General features: G+C 73.4%; 17 protein-coding genes. 6 read left to right on the forward strand and 11 right to left on the reverse strand.

The annotated features are described in order from the left end of the window. Positions 1-7: 7 nt before the first annotated feature. The 4 genes from DFQ13_RS12320 to DFQ13_RS12335 form a co-directional block, all read right to left on the reverse strand. Entirely contained in the window at positions 8-754 is a 747-nt protein-coding gene (locus DFQ13_RS12320) for a hypothetical protein (protein ID WP_035288302.1), read from the reverse strand. Beyond that, on the reverse strand, positions 744-2,222 hold the full coding sequence (locus DFQ13_RS12325; protein ID WP_110079878.1) for a vWA domain-containing protein: 1,479 nt from the start codon (positions 2,220-2,222) through the stop codon (positions 744-746). Before DFQ13_RS12325 ends, DFQ13_RS12320 begins: the two co-directional genes overlap by 11 nt. After that, positions 2,216-3,394: a hypothetical protein gene (locus tag DFQ13_RS12330; RefSeq protein WP_035288264.1), complete on the reverse strand. Its 1,179-nt coding sequence runs from the start codon at positions 3,392-3,394 to the stop codon at positions 2,216-2,218. Before DFQ13_RS12330 ends, DFQ13_RS12325 begins: the two co-directional genes overlap by 7 nt. Before the next feature lie 112 nt (positions 3,395-3,506). Beyond that, a complete protein-coding gene (locus DFQ13_RS12335) occupies positions 3,507-4,115 on the reverse strand; it encodes a DUF4232 domain-containing protein (RefSeq protein ID WP_181399944.1) in 609 nt (202 codons plus the stop codon). Positions 4,116-4,236: 121 nt separating this feature from the next. Between DFQ13_RS12335 and DFQ13_RS12340 the strand changes: the two genes are divergently transcribed. Next, positions 4,237-5,262 carry a GTP-binding protein gene (locus DFQ13_RS12340; RefSeq protein WP_181399945.1) on the forward strand — a complete coding sequence of 342 codons (1,026 nt, stop codon included), beginning with the start codon at positions 4,237-4,239 and terminating at the stop codon, positions 5,260-5,262. Positions 5,263-5,483: 221 nt separating this feature from the next. Here DFQ13_RS12340 and DFQ13_RS12345 read toward each other — a convergent pair whose 3' ends face one another. The 3 genes from DFQ13_RS12345 to DFQ13_RS33805 form a co-directional block, all read right to left on the reverse strand. Beyond that, the gene (locus DFQ13_RS12345) at positions 5,484-6,299 is read right to left on the reverse strand and encodes a pentapeptide repeat-containing protein (protein ID WP_110079880.1); all 816 of its coding nucleotides are present in this window, start codon (positions 6,297-6,299) and stop codon (positions 5,484-5,486) included. Then, complete coding sequence (locus DFQ13_RS12350) at positions 6,296-6,529, reverse strand: hypothetical protein (RefSeq protein WP_110079881.1); 234 nt, start codon at positions 6,527-6,529, stop codon at positions 6,296-6,298. The genes DFQ13_RS12345 and DFQ13_RS12350 overlap by 4 nt, the downstream gene beginning before the upstream one ends. A 135-nt stretch (positions 6,530-6,664) precedes the next feature. Then, a complete protein-coding gene (locus DFQ13_RS33805) occupies positions 6,665-6,826 on the reverse strand; it encodes a hypothetical protein (RefSeq protein WP_181399946.1) in 162 nt (53 codons plus the stop codon). A 395-nt stretch (positions 6,827-7,221) separates the two neighbouring features. Here DFQ13_RS33805 and DFQ13_RS12355 point away from each other — a divergent pair, with 395 nt between their 5' ends. Then, positions 7,222-7,875, forward strand: coding sequence for a TetR/AcrR family transcriptional regulator (locus tag DFQ13_RS12355; RefSeq protein WP_035288257.1), 654 nt, complete (start codon positions 7,222-7,224; stop codon positions 7,873-7,875). 126 nt (positions 7,876-8,001) lie between these two features. On the opposite strand, the gene DFQ13_RS12360 is transcribed toward DFQ13_RS12355, so the two are convergent. The 3 genes from DFQ13_RS12360 to DFQ13_RS12370 form a co-directional block, all read right to left on the reverse strand. Further along, on the reverse strand, positions 8,002-8,472 hold the full coding sequence (locus DFQ13_RS12360; RefSeq protein WP_110079882.1) for an SRPBCC domain-containing protein: 471 nt from the start codon (positions 8,470-8,472) through the stop codon (positions 8,002-8,004). After that, positions 8,469-8,810 carry an ArsR/SmtB family transcription factor gene (locus tag DFQ13_RS12365; protein ID WP_110079883.1) on the reverse strand — a complete coding sequence of 114 codons (342 nt, stop codon included), beginning with the start codon at positions 8,808-8,810 and terminating at the stop codon, positions 8,469-8,471. Before DFQ13_RS12365 ends, DFQ13_RS12360 begins: the two co-directional genes overlap by 4 nt. Before the next feature lie 140 nt (positions 8,811-8,950). After that, positions 8,951-10,657 (reverse strand): hypothetical protein, encoded by a 1,707-nt coding sequence (locus DFQ13_RS12370; RefSeq protein WP_233438376.1) that lies wholly within the window; start codon positions 10,655-10,657, stop codon positions 8,951-8,953. A 390-nt stretch (positions 10,658-11,047) separates the two neighbouring features. On the opposite strand from DFQ13_RS12370, the gene DFQ13_RS12375 reads away from it, so the two are divergent. The 3 genes from DFQ13_RS12375 to DFQ13_RS12385 all read left to right on the forward strand — a co-directional run bounded on the left by DFQ13_RS12375 (position 11,048) and on the right by DFQ13_RS12385 (position 13,543). Further along, the gene (locus DFQ13_RS12375) at positions 11,048-12,427 is read left to right on the forward strand and encodes a fibronectin type III domain-containing protein (RefSeq protein ID WP_146241200.1); all 1,380 of its coding nucleotides are present in this window, start codon (positions 11,048-11,050) and stop codon (positions 12,425-12,427) included. Between the two features lie 218 nt (positions 12,428-12,645). Beyond that, entirely contained in the window at positions 12,646-13,002 is a 357-nt protein-coding gene (locus tag DFQ13_RS12380; protein WP_110079885.1) for a hypothetical protein, read from the forward strand. Positions 13,003-13,120: 118 nt separating this feature from the next. After that, positions 13,121-13,543 (forward strand): hypothetical protein, encoded by a 423-nt coding sequence (locus tag DFQ13_RS12385; RefSeq protein WP_110079886.1) that lies wholly within the window; start codon positions 13,121-13,123, stop codon positions 13,541-13,543. A 134-nt stretch (positions 13,544-13,677) separates the two neighbouring features. On the opposite strand, the gene DFQ13_RS12390 is transcribed toward DFQ13_RS12385, so the two are convergent. Continuing rightward, positions 13,678-14,091, reverse strand: a complete 414-nt coding sequence (locus DFQ13_RS12390; protein WP_063936027.1) for a nuclear transport factor 2 family protein — start codon at positions 14,089-14,091, stop codon at positions 13,678-13,680. A 446-nt stretch (positions 14,092-14,537) separates the two neighbouring features. On the opposite strand from DFQ13_RS12390, the gene DFQ13_RS12395 reads away from it, so the two are divergent. Beyond that, positions 14,538-17,105, forward strand: coding sequence for an ABC transporter substrate-binding protein (locus DFQ13_RS12395; RefSeq protein WP_110079887.1), 2,568 nt, complete (start codon positions 14,538-14,540; stop codon positions 17,103-17,105). The last annotated feature ends 42 nt before the right edge of the window (positions 17,106-17,147 follow it).

A 17,147-nucleotide genomic window follows, 5' to 3' on the forward strand; every position in this document is an offset into this window, starting at 1 on the left:
CTGCGGCTCACTGGAACAGGGCGATGGGGCGCACCAGGAGTTCGCCGCGCTCGGCGTTCCACGACTGCACCCGGCCCAGCGCCTGGGCCTTGAACGCGTCGGGCGGGATGTCCTCGCGGCGCAGGCTCTCGGTGCGGCAGTCCAGGCGCACGTGGGCGCCCGCCGTCCCGTACGGGGCGACGAGGGTGGTGCGGCCGTCCTCGGTGCCCACCAGGCGGAAGCGGCCCTTGAGCAGGACGTAGGTGTCGACGTCCTGCAGGCGCACCCGGTGCGGGTGGTCCGGGCCCAGCGCCTGCGCCAGCGCGTCGCTGCGGGTGATCGTGCCCGTGGTGAGGTCCACCCGGACCATCCCGTTGCCGGTGGTGAGGCTGCGCAGCACGACGCCGATCAGCTCGACCGGGTCGGCGGACTTGATGTAGATCTCGGTGCGCTCCCGGCTGCGGGTGTGGCCGCCCGAGGCGCCGAACCTGATCGCCTCCATCGACATCCGGCCCTCCGAGGCGCTGCCGACAATATCCTGAACTTCTTTCTCGACCGCCTCGCTGAAACCGTTGGCGCGCGCGATCTCCAGCACCGACTCGTCGCGCAGGTAGAGCATGATGCCCGGGCTGTTGGACGACTCGGCGTAGCGGTGGCGGGCCCGCCACATCAACCAGGCGGTCACCAGCGCCACCACCAGGGCCAGCGCGGTCACCCCCCACACCAGCACCCGGAACAGCCAGATGGACCACCACAGCGACCAGTCAACAGCCACGGACACCCCTCACCGCGTCGACCAGCGACCCGCCGGTGGCGTCCACCAGCGCGCCACCGGTGGCCTCGGCGACCCGGCGCAGCTCCACCGGGTCCGCCGCGCCGATCCGCACCGCGAACAGCGGCGGCGCCGGTCGGGGCAGCCCGGCCAGCAGGTCGTCGGCGCTGATGCCAGCGTTGTTCTCCCCGTCGGTCACCAGCACCACCGAGGTGGGGTTGCGGGCGTAGGCCTGCCGCACCGCCGACCAGATCGCCGTGTTCCGCCCGAAGTCGTCCGGGGCGACGGCGGCGGCGAGCCGGTCGAGGTCCGGCTGCCCGTGCACGGTCACGGTCCGCTCGTCGAGCGGCTGACCGGCGAAGCGCACCACGGTCAGCGTCTCGCCGGGGTGGAACCGGGCGAAGCCGCCGGTGCCGGTGCCGCTCAGCGCGCCGAACACCGACCGCAGACCGGCCGCGCGCTCGCCCGCCATCGACAGGGAGAAGTCCAGCACGAACACCACGTGCGCGGTGGTGGGCTCGTCCCAGGCCGCCAGCAACCGGTCCAGCACGTCCGCGCTCTCCGGCAGGAACATGCCCGTGCCGATGTCGGTGCTCAACCGCTGCTCGCGCGGCACCGCCGGGTCCACCGGTCTGCGCGCGGTGGTGGCCATGATCCGCTGCTGGTGCGCCGGGTCGAGCAGCCACGCCACCACCCGGTCGTAGGCGGCGCGCTCGCCCGGGTCGAGCAGCAGCAGCGGGAAGTCCGACAGCACCACGCCGTCGCGCGGGTAGACCAGCTCCAGCGGTTCGTCCAGCGAACCCGATGCGTTGAGCGTGAGCAGCGCCGACTCGTGGTCGACCACCCCGTCGAGCCGGTCCGCCCTCGCGGCGAACTCCGCGGCCGGGTCGGGGCCGGTCGGCTCCTGCCCGGACCGCAGACCGGCCAGGCGGTCGCAGGTCACGTCCTCGGCGCGCAGCGCCTGCCCGGTGCCCGCCGCGGCCGTCGCCAGGCCGAGCAGGGCGGTCAACCCGACGTCGGACCGGTGCGGGTCCGGCACCGCCAGCCGCAGCTCCCCCGCCGCGACCCGGTCGGCGACGTCGGCCCAGCTCGGGCGCGCGGACACCGCCCGCAGCCGCCGCGCCGCCGCCGGGCGCAGCCCGACGACCACGGGGGAGACCATCGTGCTGGTGGACAGCGGAACCGGCCCGCCGCGGCCCGCCCGCAGCCTGAACAGCGCCTCCGACCCCACCCAGGCCAGGTCGTGCCCCGACGCGCCGGGAGCCGGGCCGGTGCCGACGTCCCGGCTGTCGCGCAGGTCGAGCACGAGGTCCACCCCGGTGTCGCGGCGCAGGTCGGCCAGCAGCGGACCCAGGTCGCCCAGCTCCCGGTCGGCGAGCACGGTCAGCCGCACCGGGTCACCGGTGTCCGCCGTGCACCCGACCAGGGTCGAGGCCACGAGCAGCGCGCACAGCGCCCACCGGGTCAGCACCGCCCCACCGTCTTGATCATCTTCTCCAGCAGGTCCAGCGGGGGCAGGAAGGTCTCGGTGTCGCCGATCCCGGAGACCGGCATCGGCAGTCGCTTCTCCCGCAGGAACGCGCCGAACTCGCCGCTGGTGCTGACGTCGTCGGTCTCGAACACCCGGAACCCCAGCTCCAGCGCTCGACGGCGCAGCCGAGGGTCGTTGGTGACCAGCTCGCCGACCCGCTCCCCGTTCGGCGTCAGCGCGATCAGCTCCGGCACCGCCTGCACCTGGTCCTCCGGGTAGAGCAGCACCCGGTCGGAGTCCGGCCCACCGTGCAGGTCCTTGGTGCGCACCTGGTGGGCGAGGAACTGGTGCTCGTAGAACACCGACACCGGGGCCAGCCCCCGGCCCTCCGGCGCCAGGTACGCCTGGGCCATGTCGTCGCCGGGGAAGCCCTGCGCGGTCAGCAGCGGCCGGATCTCCTCGGCCAGCGCGACCGCCTCGGCCTCGTCGGCGGGCGGCCTGCGGTCGTTCACGGCGAAGGCCGCCATGCCCATGTAGGTGCCCGCGGAGTTGGAATAGCAGACGTCCGACGTCTGGGCGAGCACCCGGTTGCCGTTGCCCAGGGGCGCGTCCCCGCCCAGGCCCTGCCAGGTCTTGCCCGCCCTGGTCAGGCCGAGGAACCCGGCGAGGTTCACGTTGTAGTACATCGGCGGCTCGACGCCCGGCTGGGGCGTCGCCACCCCGGCCTCGACCAGCGCGTCGGCGTAGGCGCGGTAGGTGCCCAGCACCACGGGGGAGAAGAACGGCTTGTGCGGCTTGACGAACCTGCGCTCGGCCTTGCGCTGCTGCTTGATCAGCAGCGCCGCGGGCTGGCCGGACGGGAAGACGAAGTCGTAGCCGCCGAGGTCACCGGTGGCGACCTCGCGCGAACCCGTCGCGGTCAGGTGCACCTGGATGCCGTTCTCCATCAGCACCCTGCGCACCACGGCGTCGTTGAAGAAGTCCTCCTTGGAAGCCATCTTCGCCTCCACCACGACGACGTCGGGGATCGGCGCGGTGACGCCCCCGTTCGTCGACAGCGTGATCGCCCCGACCACGGCGACCAGCACCGCGGGCACGAGCACCCAGGTGAACCGCTTGCGGCGCAGCACCGATCGCGGGCGCACCACCAGCAGCGTCGGTTCCTCGGCCACGACCTCCCCTTCCCCCTCGGCAGCCGTGCCGTCCCCCGGGGTGACCTTATCGACGGAACCTCGGTTTGTGGAAGTGTCCGCGCCGGTCACCGCGAACCGCCGGGGCGCGCGGTCAGGGGCGGGCGGCCCAGGGGTTCACGGCCAGCCGCCCGGTGTTCCCGAGGTCGATCCCGCCGTTCGGGGCGACGAGTTGGGCGGGTTCCCCGGGGCCCGGGGTGATCTCCAGGTAGTGGCCTTCGGTGGCGGTCACCGTGGAGTCGGTCACCGTGTTGCGCCACAGGACTCGCGCCGTCACCCGCTGACCGGGGCGCACCGTCACCGGCCGGGGTGGGGCGTCGTAGGCGTCCGGTGCGCTGACCGGGGCTGATCCGTTGCCGACGGTGATGTCGAGCGGGGTCCGGTTCTCGTCCAGGACCCGGACCGCCGGGTGGCCGTTCGCGGTGTAGTCGCGGGTGCCGCAGTTGGTCAGGATGATGCCGAGCGCTCGCAGGCCCGAGGCGCTGTCCACCTCGCCCGCCGTGATCGCGACCCCCGATGCCGGGCACGCGGCCGTCGCGCTGGTCGGGGGTGGGGCTGGTGGGAGGGGGATCGGCTCGGGGCCACCGCAGGCGGCGAGCAGCGCGGCGGCGCTGAGCAGTGGACCGAGGCGGCGGATCGCCGTCACCCGCACCGGGAACTCGTCACTGATCCCCAGCGACTCGGAGTGCTTGAAGCGGGCCATGTGCGTGATCGTAGTGATGTCCCACGGCGAGCAGTGCCGCATCTCGGCAACCAGGAGACGGGTGGCGGGCGGTCTTCGGGGGCCGAATTGAAATGAAAATCGTTTCCGTTAATCTGGTGGCATGCGAACCGAGGTGCTGCTGGTGGCCGGTCCGGACGACTGCGGTGTGGCCGAGGAGGTGTGGCGGGCGTGGCACGGGTCGGTCCTGGTGCGCCACGACCTGCGCGGGCTGGCCGACGGTGTGGTCCGCCGCTGGGTCGACGCGGAGGTGGAGACGGTCGAGCTGGCCCACGGCTGCGTGTCGTGCACCCTGCGGCTGGACCTGGTCCCGCTGCTCGAACGGATCGGCGGTCGGGCCGTGGTCGCCCTGGACCCGGCCCTGGACCTCGAACACGTCTGCCTCGCCCTGGACGAGGCGGGCATCGCGGTGGCGGGCGTGGTCGCGGTGGTCGACGCGCGGACGTGGCTGGCGGACGCCACCGGCGACGAGACCATGGCCGAACGCGGCCTGGCCGCCGCGGACACCGACGAGCGCACGGTGGCCCAGGTCGTGGTCGGGCAGGCCGAGTTCGCCGACGCGGTCGTGGTGGACGGGACCGCCGACCCGGTGCTGGACGCGGTGCTCGACCGCCTCAACCCGCTCGCGCCCCGACGGGCCCGGAGCGGGCTGGACGTCGCCGAGCTGCTGGCCGCCGTGCCCGCGGACGCGCGCCGCGGTCGGGTCGACGACGGGTTCGACCCCCTGGTGTGCGGTCGACCACCGCTGGGGTCCGCCCACGGGGTGTGCGTCGTCCGCGTCGCCGAGAGCAGGCCCTTCCACCCGATGCGGCTGCACCTCGCGTTCGACTGCCTGCTGGAGGACGTCGTGCGGGTCAAGGGGCGGGTGTGGGTGGTGAGCAGGCCGGAGGCGGCGCTGTGGGTGGAATCGGCGGGCGGCGGGCTGGTCGTGCACGACCTGGGTCCGTGGCCCGCCCCGGGCGACCGCGCGCAGGAGGTCTTCGCCATCACGACCACCCCCGCCGCCGCCGAGCGCGTCGCGGGTGCCCTGCGCGCCGCCCTCGTCACCGACGAGGAGTTGGCCCTCGCGGACGAACTGGAGTTCGTCGACCCGTTCGCCGAGTGGTGCGACGAAGCGGAGAGCTGCTAGCCGGACGTCGCGGTGCGGGCGGTGACCCCGGCTCTCCGGGGTGGGTTCCGGGCGGTCGGACGAGCCCGGCCACGGCCGCCGCCCGGACCTGTTCGGGGGACTGGACCTGGCCGCGGTGGACTTCGCGACCAACTTCGTGGTGAGCGGCCCGGCTGACCGCGCTGCGCGCCGAACTGGCCACCCTCGGCGTCCTGGTGCGCAGCCGGTATGGCGGCTGTCGCTCAGGTCCAGTGCGGCGGGCGGCCCACCGAGGACGGGATGCGGGTGGCCGCGTCACCGCGGGCGGCGTTAACCTGCGACTGGGTCAGGAAGACGCAGTCGGTCAGGTCCGCTCCGCGCAGGTCGGCGTCGCGCAGGTCGGCGCCGATCAGGTCGCTGTTGCGCAGGTCGGCCCCGCGCAGGTCGGCGGCGATGAGCAGGGCGCCGCGCAGGTGCGCGCCGCGCAGGTCGGCGCCGCGCAGCTTCGCGCCCATCAGGTTCGCCCCGCGGTGGTTCCTGGTCGGGCCCTTCACCCCGCCGCGCACCAGCTCGCTCGTGCGCGTCAGCAGTGCGTCGACCTCGCCGCGGACCGCGTCCACGTCCACCGCGGCGACCGCCTCCGCGCTGCCCTCGGTGAGCCTGCGCACCTTGCCCAGCGCCCGCCGCAGGTCCTCGTGCAGCGGGCGGGTGCGCGGCAGCGAAACCGCCTCGGTCAGGTACCACAGCAGCTCGTGCAGGTGCCGCATCACGCCGAACACCTCGAACATGCCCCCGGCGGTGTCCGGCGCCGCCCGCCAGTCCACACCGCCGAAGGTGACCTGGGCGACCTGCTGCCCCGCGCCGAAGCAGTCGAACACCGTGCAGCCGCGGAAACCCTCCTGCGGCAGCCGGGTGTGGACGCCGCAGCGGAAGTCCGCGAGCAGGTTCACGCACGGCAGGCCCGCGCGCTTGGTGATGGCGAAGTCCGTGGACTTCTGGAACGGCAGCGCCACGCAGCACAGCGCGAAGCACGAGCCGCAGTCGGCGCGCAGCCGGTTCAGGTCCTCGGGCGCGGTCACCGGCCCACCTCCAGCCGTCGAAGGGTTCCCGGGAGCACGTCCCGCACCGCCTCCTGCCGCGCCACCGGGTGGAAGTGGTCGCCGGGCAGGACCGCGCGGCGCAGGGCGGGCTCGTCGAGCAGCCCCGCCGTGGTGCCGAGGTGGGGGAAGCAGGCCACGCGGGCGGGGGCCTCGGGGGCGAGGTGGAAGCACCGGACCCGGGGGTCGACGGCGCTGGGTGGTCCAGTCATGCGGTGCTCGGGAGACGCCTCTCGCATCGGTGGGCCGCCGGGGGCTGCCCCGTTGACATGGGCGCCACCGGGGCGGTTGTCCGCCGTCGAGGGTAGACCCCAGGGCGCGGTCGGGTGACCGCACCCCGGGCTCGGTCACGAGCGGGTCGCGGGCGGTACCGGTCCGCTGACCCCGTCCGCCTGGCCACCGACGGTGACCCGCTCGTCCACCGCACCGCCCGGGGCGGGGACCCGGCCGTCGGGGCCCATCCCCGGCGGCGGACCTGCCACCGTGGCCGGGCGGTTGGCAGCAGCCACAGCCATCCCTCCACCCGATGATCGCGCCGGACACCACCGACCGCCCGGCGAGGGTGGAACCGCCCCCGTGGGACAGGACACCCCTGTTCGGAGCGGTGTCGAATCCACAGGGGACGGAACCGGGTGCCCGGTCGGAGCCCGTGTCGGTGTGGTGCGCCGATCGGTGGCCCGGTGGGCGGATCAGCCGCGCGGCGGCTCCTGCGGCGGGAACCAGCCACTCGGCGGCTGCGGGCCGTGACCCGGGGCGGGGTGGCCGGGACGCGGCTGACCCGGGTGGGGCTGCGCGGGGTACTGCGCCCCCGGGTGCTGCAGACCCGGGTGGGGGCCGCCGGGGGATCGGTCGGAGCGATCTTCGCTCACGGGCTGGGCGGCGGGGGATCGTAGAGTTCCCCACCATGAGCGAGCCCGCAGGCCAGGACCGGTCGACTCGTCGTCGGCGCAGCCCCGGTACCCGGCCCACCGACGACGAGTTGCTCGACGCCGCCCGCGCGGTGTTCGCCGAGCGCGGGTTCAGGCAGGCCACGATGGACGCCGTCGCCGAGCGGGCGAACTCCACCAAACCCACCCTGTACGCGCACTTCGGCGACAAGCTGGCGCTGTACCAGGCCGCGTTCGCCCGCGAGTCCGAGGCGCTGCGGCGGTGGGTGGTGGAGGCGTACCGGTCCGCCCCCGGCCTGGACGTCGCGGGCCGGGTGCGCGTCTACGTGATGGCCCTGTTCGACTACGCCGCCGCCAACCCGCAGAGCTTCCGGATGCTCTTCGACGCCACCACGACCGACGAGACGACCACGGCGCGCCAGGCCGTGGTGGACGTCATCACCGGCCGGGTCGCCGAGGAGATCGATCAGGCCCTCGCCGACCTCGGCCGGGAACCCGGCCCCAGCCCGGCCCTGCTGGCCGCGATGATGGTCGGCCTGTGCGGCGCCGCGGCCCGCCACGCCCTGCACCACGACCTCGACCCGGGGGCGGCGGGCGAACTGGCCGCGGGCTTCATCACCGCCGCCCTCACCAGCCTGGACCCGACCGTCCTGGACGCCGTCGACCGCTGACCGACTGCCGTCTGCTCGTCCGCGCGGGGGCCTACCGCAGGTCGGCGGCACCTCCGTGGTCACCGGTGCGGGAACCGGGCCCCTGGCCCACCCCGTCGAGGGTGGGGGACCGCACCGGGGCGACCTTCACCGCGTGCTCTCGACGAACCGGGCCAGTTGGTCGGTGACGCCGCCCCACCCGTCGGCGAACCCCAGTTCGGCGTGCAGGTCCCTGGCCGCCGGGTCCCCGTGGCGCACGACGACCCGGTAGTCGGTGCCGTCCGCGTGGTCGGCGAACACGACCTCGGCGGTCATCGCGACCGGTTCGGGGTTCGCCGGTCGCCAGCGGCTGTCCACGGCGGTGGTGAACACGAGCCGCTCGAACTCCTCCACCACCAGGAAGCACGCGTCGACGTGCGGTGCGAACGCGACACCGTCGTCGCTCATCCGCGTGACGAACCCGCCGCCGGGTCGGACCTCCAACCGGTCGACGCGGCACACGGTCGGGGCGGGAATCCACCACCGCGCCAGGCTGTCCGGGTCGGTCCACGCGTCCCACACGACCTTGCGGGGCGCGCGGATGACCCGGTCGATGCCGAGGTCGAGTTCGGGGTTCACGGGGTGTTCTCCTCCTTGGGATCGGTGACGAACTGCTCCAGCCGGTCGGTGCGCTCGTCCCAGAGGCGCCGCTGCCGCGCCAACCAGTCCTCCACCACCGCGAACCGCTCCCGGTTGAGCAGGCAGGTGCGCACGCGGCCGGATTTCACCGTGTGGATCAGGCCGTTCGACTCGAGCACCCGCACGTGCTTCATGAACGAGGGCAGCGTCATCGTGGCCGCACCGGCCAGGTCGCTGACGCTCGCGGGCCCGCGCCCGAGCCGGTGGATCACCGCCCGCCGGGTCGGGTCCGCGAGAGCGAGGAAGACCCCGTCGAGTTCAGCCGGACACTGTGCCATGAGGCTAAGTATCCATCGCCGCGACACTTAGCGCAAGGGCAAAGTGTTGAGGGGGCGACGACCTGCCAGGACATCACACCCGCGCCCGTCCGTGTCGGGTCGCCAGTACCTGACCGGCACCGCGTGAGCGGCGCCGCGGGTCAGTTCCCCAGGACGAACTGCGCGAGGTTGACCGAGACCACCTCTTGGCGGCCACCGTTCTGCCTGGCGGCGGCGGTCAGGACGTCGAGGTGGTGGTAGCCGGGGGCCACGACCGCAGGGGGCTGGCTCGGGTCCATCGCGCCGAAGTTCACCCCGGAACCCGCCCGGACGGTCAGGATCGGGCGGGCGTTGATGCCCCCGGGGTGCAGGGAGTGGGCGGTCATCTCCGCGTCCGGCTTGCCGCTGTCGCCGGAGAGCTTGGCCGGGAAGTACCACTCGGTGAAGTCCAGCGGCGCCTCGCCCAGGCTGCGGGCGAGCTGCTGGACGTCGGTGACCTCCTGGGCGGCGGTGGTGAACGGCTTGCCGTCGCGGGACTTGTGCACCGGGGCACCGGGCGCGTCGATCTGGTCGTAGTTGCGCCAGGTGTAGGTCGGCCCGGTGCCCAGGGGGAACCCGGCGTCGGTGGGGATGGCCTTGCGGTCCGGGCCGAGCAGGCCCTTGAGGTCGGCCAGGAACGGCAGGTCGGCGACCTCACCGGCGATCGGGAACTCCTTGTCGGCGATCCGGCCGCCGTCGAAGAAGCCGACGCCTGCCTGGAGGAAGCCCAGGGGCATGGAGTTGTTGTCCATCAGCGCGGCCATGGCGGTCTGGTTGGTGAAGGCGAAGTTGTCCACCACGGGGATGCCGGTGAGCAGGTTGACCAGGTCCTTGGCGAACAGGATCTTCAGCGTGGTCTTGATGTTGTCGGATTGCGGCAGGTACTTGAGCAGGTCGGACTTGCCGGTCGGGTCGTTGACCGCGGCCAGGCCCGCCAGGCCGAGCATGCTCATCGTCTCCGGGTTGATCAGCGCGGGCAGCGCCAGGATCGGCGAGGTAGCCGGGTCACCGGAGGGGATCAGCGACGTCATCCCGCCGCCGGGCAGGCCGGGGCGGACCTGCGAGTCCAGCGCGAACCACCCGGCGCACTGGTTGAACCCCGCGTCGTCGGTGGTCGCCGGGTCGCCGTCGAAGTCCCAGGTGGCGAAGTAGCCGGTGATGATGCCGCCGAGGGAGTGCCCGCCGCAGAACAGCTTCTGCTTGCGCACCGCCGGGTCGGGCAGTTCGTGGCGCATCAGGTCGTACTGGTCGCGCAGGGTCTGCGCCATGCCGACGTGCCCGAGCCAGCCGACCTGGTCGTTGGTCTGGAACCCGGCGAAGGTCTTCCCGTCGACCTGCTTGTCCCGGTAGTAGTAGTCCACCGCCACGTGCACGTCGCGGGCGGCGAGCCCGGCCATCCGCCCGGTGTTGTCCTCCAGGCAGTTCGACCGCCGGTCCAGCGCCCAGAACTCGACGTGCGCGCCCTGCCCGGCGGCCTGGGTGATCGTGTTGCGGGCCAGGCTGTCGAACGCGCCCGCGCCCTCGAAGATGCCCGGCTGGGCGATGAGCACCCGGTCGGCCGCGGCCGAGTCCGCCGGACCGGCCGCGCTGCGCCACCGCAGGTACGACACCCAGTCGCAGGCCTCCGGGTGCGGACCGACCTCCGCTGGCAGCGGCACGCGGACCTTCACCACGCTCTCCACGACGCCCGGCACCGGTGAGGAGGAGACCACCGGCGTCTCCACCCGGTCCCCGTCCGCCGACGTCTTGCCCATGGCGGCGGGCACCAGCACGCCGCCGACCACCACGACAGCCGCCGCCGAGGCGACCGCCCAGCGCGAACGCTTCATCGAGTCCTCTTCCGTCGAGCGCCTCTTTACCGTGGAGTAAAGCAGGGTCCTCCCGGGGAGTCACCCTTGTGGGCGAAGGGACGATCCCGGGTTGATACGGGTGCCATATCCGAGCCCGCCGCGTCGACAAAACCCGCACAAGACGCGCATTCCGGAGTTGCAGGGGGCGGGCGTCTGAAAGCGCCGTGCGGCGACGCCGGGGCGTGCCCGCGTGCTCGGCCGGTGGCGCCGATTGGCGCACGGTGACAACGCCTCGGGATTTCGCTGTGTGGAACGCGCGGTTCCCGGATTCCGTCGGTTGGTGTGCGAAAACTGTTGTGGCACTTGGGAAAACCTCCCTACGATCGAGCGCTGCGATCATCTCGCCACTGGTATCGGAGAGGTTGGGACATGCGATTAAGAACGAGGTTCGGGGCCGGGGCCGCCGCGGTGGCGGTCGCCGCCGGGGTGGCCGTCGCGGTGCAGGGGCAGGCGTCGGCGGCGGAGACCGCCGTCTCCGCGGACCGGGCCTGCGGGTCGCCGGTGGTCGGGAGCGTGCACGCCGACCTGACGGGGTCGTTGTGGAACATGGTGTGGATCTACCCGCAGACGGGGTGGCTGCCCGTGCGCGGTGGCATCGCGCTGCCGTCGGCGGGCCTGGCCGCTGCCGGGGCCGCCACCGTCGACGCCGCGGTGGACGTCGGTGTCACCATCACCAACGGGTCGACCGTGTCGCACGGCGTGGTGTCGCTGCTCGCGCGGAACCTGCCGGTGACCGCGGGGCAGGACATCACCGCCACCGACCTGCTCGCCTACACCCCCGACATGCCCGACACCCTGACCGCCGCCAGCCCGTTGACCTTCGACGTGGCCGACATCGCGGTGCGCGTCGACGCCAAGCGCGCCGACGGCAGCGCGCTGCCCCGGACGGAGGTGAACTGCACCGGCGGCACCGACCGCTGGGCGCAGTGGGACAGGCTCCAGGGCGGGTCGTCCGACACGTGGGTCGGCTCCGCGGTCACCGACGCCAAGGTCACCAGCGACAGCATCGCCCTGACCTGGACCGAGTCCGGCTCCATCTGGGGCGACACCACCGGCTACCGGGTCACCGTCGACGAGGGCGCCACCCCCGCGCTGGTCACCACCGGCCCGCAGTTGACCGGAACGGTCACCGGCCTCCAGCCCGATACCGATCACTGGATCACCATCCAGGGCCTCCACAACAACTACCCGATCACCGGCCGCGGCAAGCCGGTGCGCATCCGCACCGCCCCCGCCCCCTCCGCCGACACTGAACTGCACTACACCGCGACCGGCACCGCCAAGGTCAAGAAGATCGGTGCGAACGTCGCCCTCTCCGGCACGGCCGACAGCCTGCTGACGGCGGGCACCGGGGCCCACACCACCACCCTCGCGCTCGACCCCACCACCGTGAAGGCCACGATCGCGGGCATCATCCCGATCACCGCGGACGTCACCCTGACCCCCACCGGCCCGGTCACCGGCACCCTCGCCGACGGTGCCCTCACCGCCTCCGCCACGGTCGACATCGGCCTGTCGAAGGTCACCTTCGCTGGCTTCCCCCTCACCACCGGCAACACCTGCCACACCCACCGCCCCGCCGAGGTCAACCTGACCGCGGCGGGCTTCACCCCGTCCGCGGGCGGCACCCTCACCGGCACCTTCGCCATCCCCGAGCTGACCGGCTGCGGCTCCGCCACACCGCTGCTCAGCGCCTTCGTGGCGGGCTCCGGCAACACCGCCAGCCTGACCCTGGCCCCGCGCGCCTGACCCACCCGGCGGCGTCGCCCCGCCCGCACGGGCCGGGCGACGCCGCCGGACACAGCGGTTCGGGCGACCGACCCGCGGCCGTCGGTTCCCAAGCCCCTGGAATCGCCGGGAAAACGGCGGACAGTCACATCGCATTGCGTTCCTGCTCCCGAAACGCCGCCGGTTATGCTGGCGCCGCCCGCCCGTTCCGGGGGCTACTGGGGCTCTCGGAGGAACGCATGTCGCGCAGGCGCGTCGTGGTGTCGGCTGCCGTCGTGGCGGCCGGGTTGATCACCGGTCCGGTGGCGCAGGCCGCCCCCGCGGTGCTGTACGTCCACCCGGGCACCTCGTCCTGCTCGGACACCGGACCTGGGTCGCAGGCGGTGCCCTTCTGCACCCCGCAGCGCGCGGCCGACGTCGTCGAACCCGGGCAGCGGGTCGTCATCGACTCGATCACCCGGGCCTGGATGACCGAGAACATCCGCAACGGCATCGCGGTCGAGGGCGGGTCCGACAACGTCGTCGCGGGCAACGTCCTGCACGCCCCGGTGAGCGAGGGTGTCCGCGTCGCCGGGTCTTCGCCACCGCCCGGTTGAAGGTCGGCGGCAGCGCGGGCGTCCCGGTGGGCGCCACCGCGGTGGTGCTCAACCTGACCGTCACCAACCCCACCCTGGGCGGGTACCCGACGGCACCGCCCGGCCTCCCGTGTCCAACGTGAACTTCGCCCCGGGCCAGACCGTGTCGAACGCGGTCATCGCACCGGTGGGCGCGGACGGGAAGGTCTCCCTGTTCGCCAACGCCACCACCGACGTCGTGGTCGACGTCACCGGCTACTTCACCGCCGCCACCGCCGACGCGGGCCGCTACGTTCCGTGGACCCCGACCCGCCGGGTCGACACCCGCACCGGCCTGGGTCAAGGCGGGACCCCGCAGGCGATCCCGGCCCGCGGCGACCGCGCCTTCGCCACCGTCGAGTACTCCGGGCCCACCCTCCCGTTCGCCGTCGTGGCGAACTCGACGGTCACCAACCCGCAGGCGGGCGGTTACCTGACGGTCCACCCTGCCCCGCCCGCTGTCCTCGACGGTCAACTTCGGACCCGGGCAGACGGTGCCCAACCTGACCCTCGTCGGCGGTGACCGGCAGACGTTCCACGACGGCAGCGGCGGCTCGCTCGACCTCGTCGTCGACGTGTTCGGCTACTTCATCAACTGACGCGCGGCACGGCGCCCGGGAGCTCCGGCGGTGACCCGAGCCCCCGGGCGCCGTGCTCTCACCGGCCCACGCCCGCCGGGACGGTGACGAACACGGCCGAGTCGTAGTAGGTCCGCAGGCGCGCGATCCGCTCACCGTCGAGGTCGAGGACGGTGACGCCGCGGTACTCCACCGGGCGCCCGTCCGGCATCGTCGCCTTGCTCGTCCACTCCAGAGCGCACTGGTCGGGGCCTTCGACGGCGTTGACGAACGTCGTCGACAGGTCCTGGAACTGCTCCCGGTACTCCCGCCAGAAGGCCTCCACATCGGTGCGGTCACCACGGGAGTCGAGCCGGGTGGCGGTCGCGCCGTCGGCGAAAAGGTCGACCAGGTCCGCCGGTTCGGAGTTCTGCTCGAACCGGCGCAGCGCGGCGACGAACGACCGGACCAGGGGGGTGTCGATGTGGTTGTCCTCGAACTGGTTGTCCTCCATGGTCACGGGCTACCCGCGGGAGGGCGGCTCACGCATGATTCCGCGGCGGTCAGGAGTGCGAGGTGGTCAGGCCGCGCACGACGACCTCCCCGTGGTCGCTGTCCGAGCAGGGGTAGACCCACACCCCGTCACCCTCTTCTGAACTCCTGGGGCGGGTCCTCGAAGCACGGAACCCCGGCAACCACCCCGCATCAGTCCCACCGCCGCCGAGTCACCGACGGTGGCGGTTCCCGGACGGGGGTCACTCGCGGAGGGGCTGATGGCGTCAGGAGGGGTGGTGCCCGCCCCGATTGTGGATCAGTCGCCGGGGATGCGTTAAGCAGGGGGAGAGCGCGAGAACTGCCTCGAAAACCAATGCCGCGAAATGAGGTGTCTCGTGATCCCGGACCGGCCGCAGCGCGGGCGCGGGACCCCCGGCGCCGTGGACGACCTCCGAGGAGGTCGGCGTGGCAGGCGGTGAGGCGTTGCGGGCGGCCGAGGCCACCCGCAGGGCGATCGGGTTGGCGGAGTCGGGTGATGCCGCCGGCGCGCGTGGTGTGCTGCGGGAGGCGCTGTTGCAGGACGCGGGCTACGAGCCCGCCTGGGTGTGGTTGGCCGCTCTGGTCGAGCGGGACGGTGAGCGCAGGTTCTGCCTGGAGAAGGCGTTGGCCGCCCGGCCGAGCACGCGGACCCGGCGGTCCCTGCGGCGGTTGCGCGGTGTGGAGGCTGTTGCGCCGGTGGAGGTGGAGTGGGCGGTCGAACCGCCCCTGCCGCCCGAACCGGAACCCGAGGTGGCGGTGGGGAAGCGGCGGCGGTGGCGGTGGGTGGCGGTGGCGGGCGTGCTCGTGGTGCTGGCGGGGGCGGGGTGGGGGATCGAGCGGGCGGGCCACCCGGACCCGGTGCACCTGGCGCTGGTCGCCGGGCTCACCGGCCCGGAACCCGAGGTGGCGCGCGGCGTGGTGGACGCGGTGCGGATGGCCTTGGGCGAGGCCAACCAGGTGGGTGGGGTCAACGGCCACCCGGTGGAGCTGCTGGTCTTCGACGACGGTGACGACGTCGGCCGGGCGCGGGTGCGGGCCGAGGAGGTCGTGGAGGACGGGCGCGCGCTGGCGGTGGTCGGGCACGTGCTCAGCGACACCTCACTGGCCGCGGCCCCGGTCTACGCCGGGGCGGAGCTGGCCGCGATCACGCCGAGCGCCACGGCCGACCGGCTCACCACCGAGAACCCGTGGTACTTCCGGACGGTGTTCGGCAACCACGCGCAGAGCGGGTTCGCCGCGGTCTACCTGGCCGAGGTCCTGGGCGCGTCCCGGGTGTCGGTCCTGAGCGAGGACACCGAGTACGGCCGGGGCATCCACGAGGGCTTCGTCGCCGCGTTCGGTGCCCGGGGCACCGTCGCGCACGACCTGACCATCGCCCCCGCCCGGGCCGAGGACGCCCGGGCCGGGGACGCGCTGGCGGAAGCGGTGGCGACCCTGCGCGCCGACCCGGACCCCGGTCCCATCCTGCTGGCGGCCCAGGCCGAGCAGGGCCTGCGGGCGGTCACCGCCCTGCGCGCCGCCGGGATCACCGCCCCGCTGTTCGCCGCCGACGCGCTCGCCGACGAGTACTTCCACGACGCCGTCTCGGCGAAGCTGGCCCAGCACCGACCAGCGCCACCGCTGGGGGAGGTCTACGCCGTCGCACCGATGTCCCGCGACGCCCTCACCGGCTCCGCGTTGCAGTGGGCCACCTCGTTCCGGGCGGTCCACGGCTACACCCCGAGCTGGCACGCCGCCACCGCCTACGAGAGCGCCATCGCCGCGCTGCACGCCCTGCGCACCCCCGACCTGGAGGCCACCGAGGACGGCCGCGCGGGCGACCGGCGCCGGGTCCGCGCCGCGCTGGCCGCCATGACCAGCGCGGAGACCGCGCCCGAGGGGGTGCTGGGCCCGATCCGGTTCGACCCGGGCGGGTCGGCCGGGCGGGAGATCGCGGTGGTCAGGAGCAACGGGTCCCGGTTCGTCTCCGCCCCCGTGCAGCTCGCCCCCTACGCCCCGCGACCCGGGGTCGGCGCCGCCGAGGACGTCGCGGCGGGGCGTGCGGTGGAGCTCGACGGGCAGCTACTGACCGCGCGCCGGGTCGTCACCGCGGGCGTCAACCTCAACGAGGTCGGCGAGCTGGACACCGAGGACGGCACCTTCTTCGCCGACTTCTTCCTGTGGTTGCGCTACACCGGCGACGACACCGCCGCCGACCTGACCTTCGTCAACGCCGTCGACCCCGACCTGGCCCTCGGCGCGCCCCTGCGCACCTCGACCACCGACGGTCAGCACTACCGGCTCTACCGGGTGGCCGAGGAGTTCAAAGCCGCCTTCGACTTCCGCGACTTCCCCTTCGACCACCAGCACGTCACCCTGGTCCTGCAGAACCGGCTGCTGCCCGAGACCCAACTGGTCTACGTCACCGACCCCGCGGTGCTGACCCGGTCCCAGTCCGAGCGGCTGCGCGGGGGCGCCAACGCCTCCGCCAGCATCGATGGCATCCCGAACTGGACGGCCGAGGAGGTCCAGTTCTACCGCGAGACGGTCGGCAGCACCGCCGAACTCGGCGACCCCGCCTTCGACACGGGCACCGGCACCTACTACAGCCAGTACGTCGCCGACGTCCGCGTGCAGCGCGACATCGGCGGGTTCCTGGTCAAGAACCTGCTGCCGCTGGCGCTGCTCGTCGCCCTGACCTACCTGTCGCTGTACTTCCCCCCGGGTTTCGCCGCCGGGTACAGCATCGGCATCACCGCCATCCTCACCAGCGCGGTCCTGCTGGCGGCGGTGACCTCCCCGCTGCCCGAGGTCAGCTACACCGTGGCCATCGAATGGGCCTACTACGCCTTCATCCTGATGGCCACCTGCTGCCTGCTGACCCACCTCGTGCGCCAGCGGCTGACCTCCACCGGCCGCGACGACATCGCCGCCCGCATCACCGTCGGGGCGCGCGTCGTCTACCCGGTCGCGGTCACCGCGGTCGCCCTCACCTACGCCGTCGTCTTCGCCTGAGCCGAAAGCCCCATTTCCGTCGGACCCGAGCGCTACTGTCCA

Origin of the sequence: Actinokineospora spheciospongiae, from assembly GCF_003182415.1 — a bacterium.
Taxonomy (GTDB): Bacteria; Actinomycetota; Actinomycetes; order Mycobacteriales; family Pseudonocardiaceae; genus Actinokineospora; species Actinokineospora spheciospongiae.

Excerpts from the sequence above, each read along its gene's own strand:
- DFQ13_RS12335 (WP_181399944.1), bottom strand. The coding sequence starts at position 4,115 with ATGGCCCGCTTCAAGCACTCCGAGTCGCTGGGGATCAGTGACGAGTTC.
- DFQ13_RS12340 (WP_181399945.1), top strand. The coding sequence starts at position 4,237 with ATGCGAACCGAGGTGCTGCTGGTGGCCGGTCCGGACGACTGCGGTGTG.
- DFQ13_RS12350 (WP_110079881.1), bottom strand. The coding sequence starts at position 6,529 with ATGACTGGACCACCCAGCGCCGTCGACCCCCGGGTCCGGTGCTTCCAC.
- DFQ13_RS12355 (WP_035288257.1), top strand. The coding sequence starts at position 7,222 with ATGAGCGAGCCCGCAGGCCAGGACCGGTCGACTCGTCGTCGGCGCAGC.
- DFQ13_RS12365 (WP_110079883.1), bottom strand. The coding sequence starts at position 8,810 with ATGGCACAGTGTCCGGCTGAACTCGACGGGGTCTTCCTCGCTCTCGCG.
- DFQ13_RS12370 (WP_233438376.1), bottom strand. The coding sequence starts at position 10,657 with ATGAAGCGTTCGCGCTGGGCGGTCGCCTCGGCGGCGGCTGTCGTGGTG.
- DFQ13_RS12375 (WP_146241200.1), top strand. The coding sequence starts at position 11,048 with ATGCGATTAAGAACGAGGTTCGGGGCCGGGGCCGCCGCGGTGGCGGTC.
- DFQ13_RS12380 (WP_110079885.1), top strand. The coding sequence starts at position 12,646 with ATGTCGCGCAGGCGCGTCGTGGTGTCGGCTGCCGTCGTGGCGGCCGGG.
- DFQ13_RS12390 (WP_063936027.1), bottom strand. The coding sequence starts at position 14,091 with ATGGAGGACAACCAGTTCGAGGACAACCACATCGACACCCCCCTGGTC.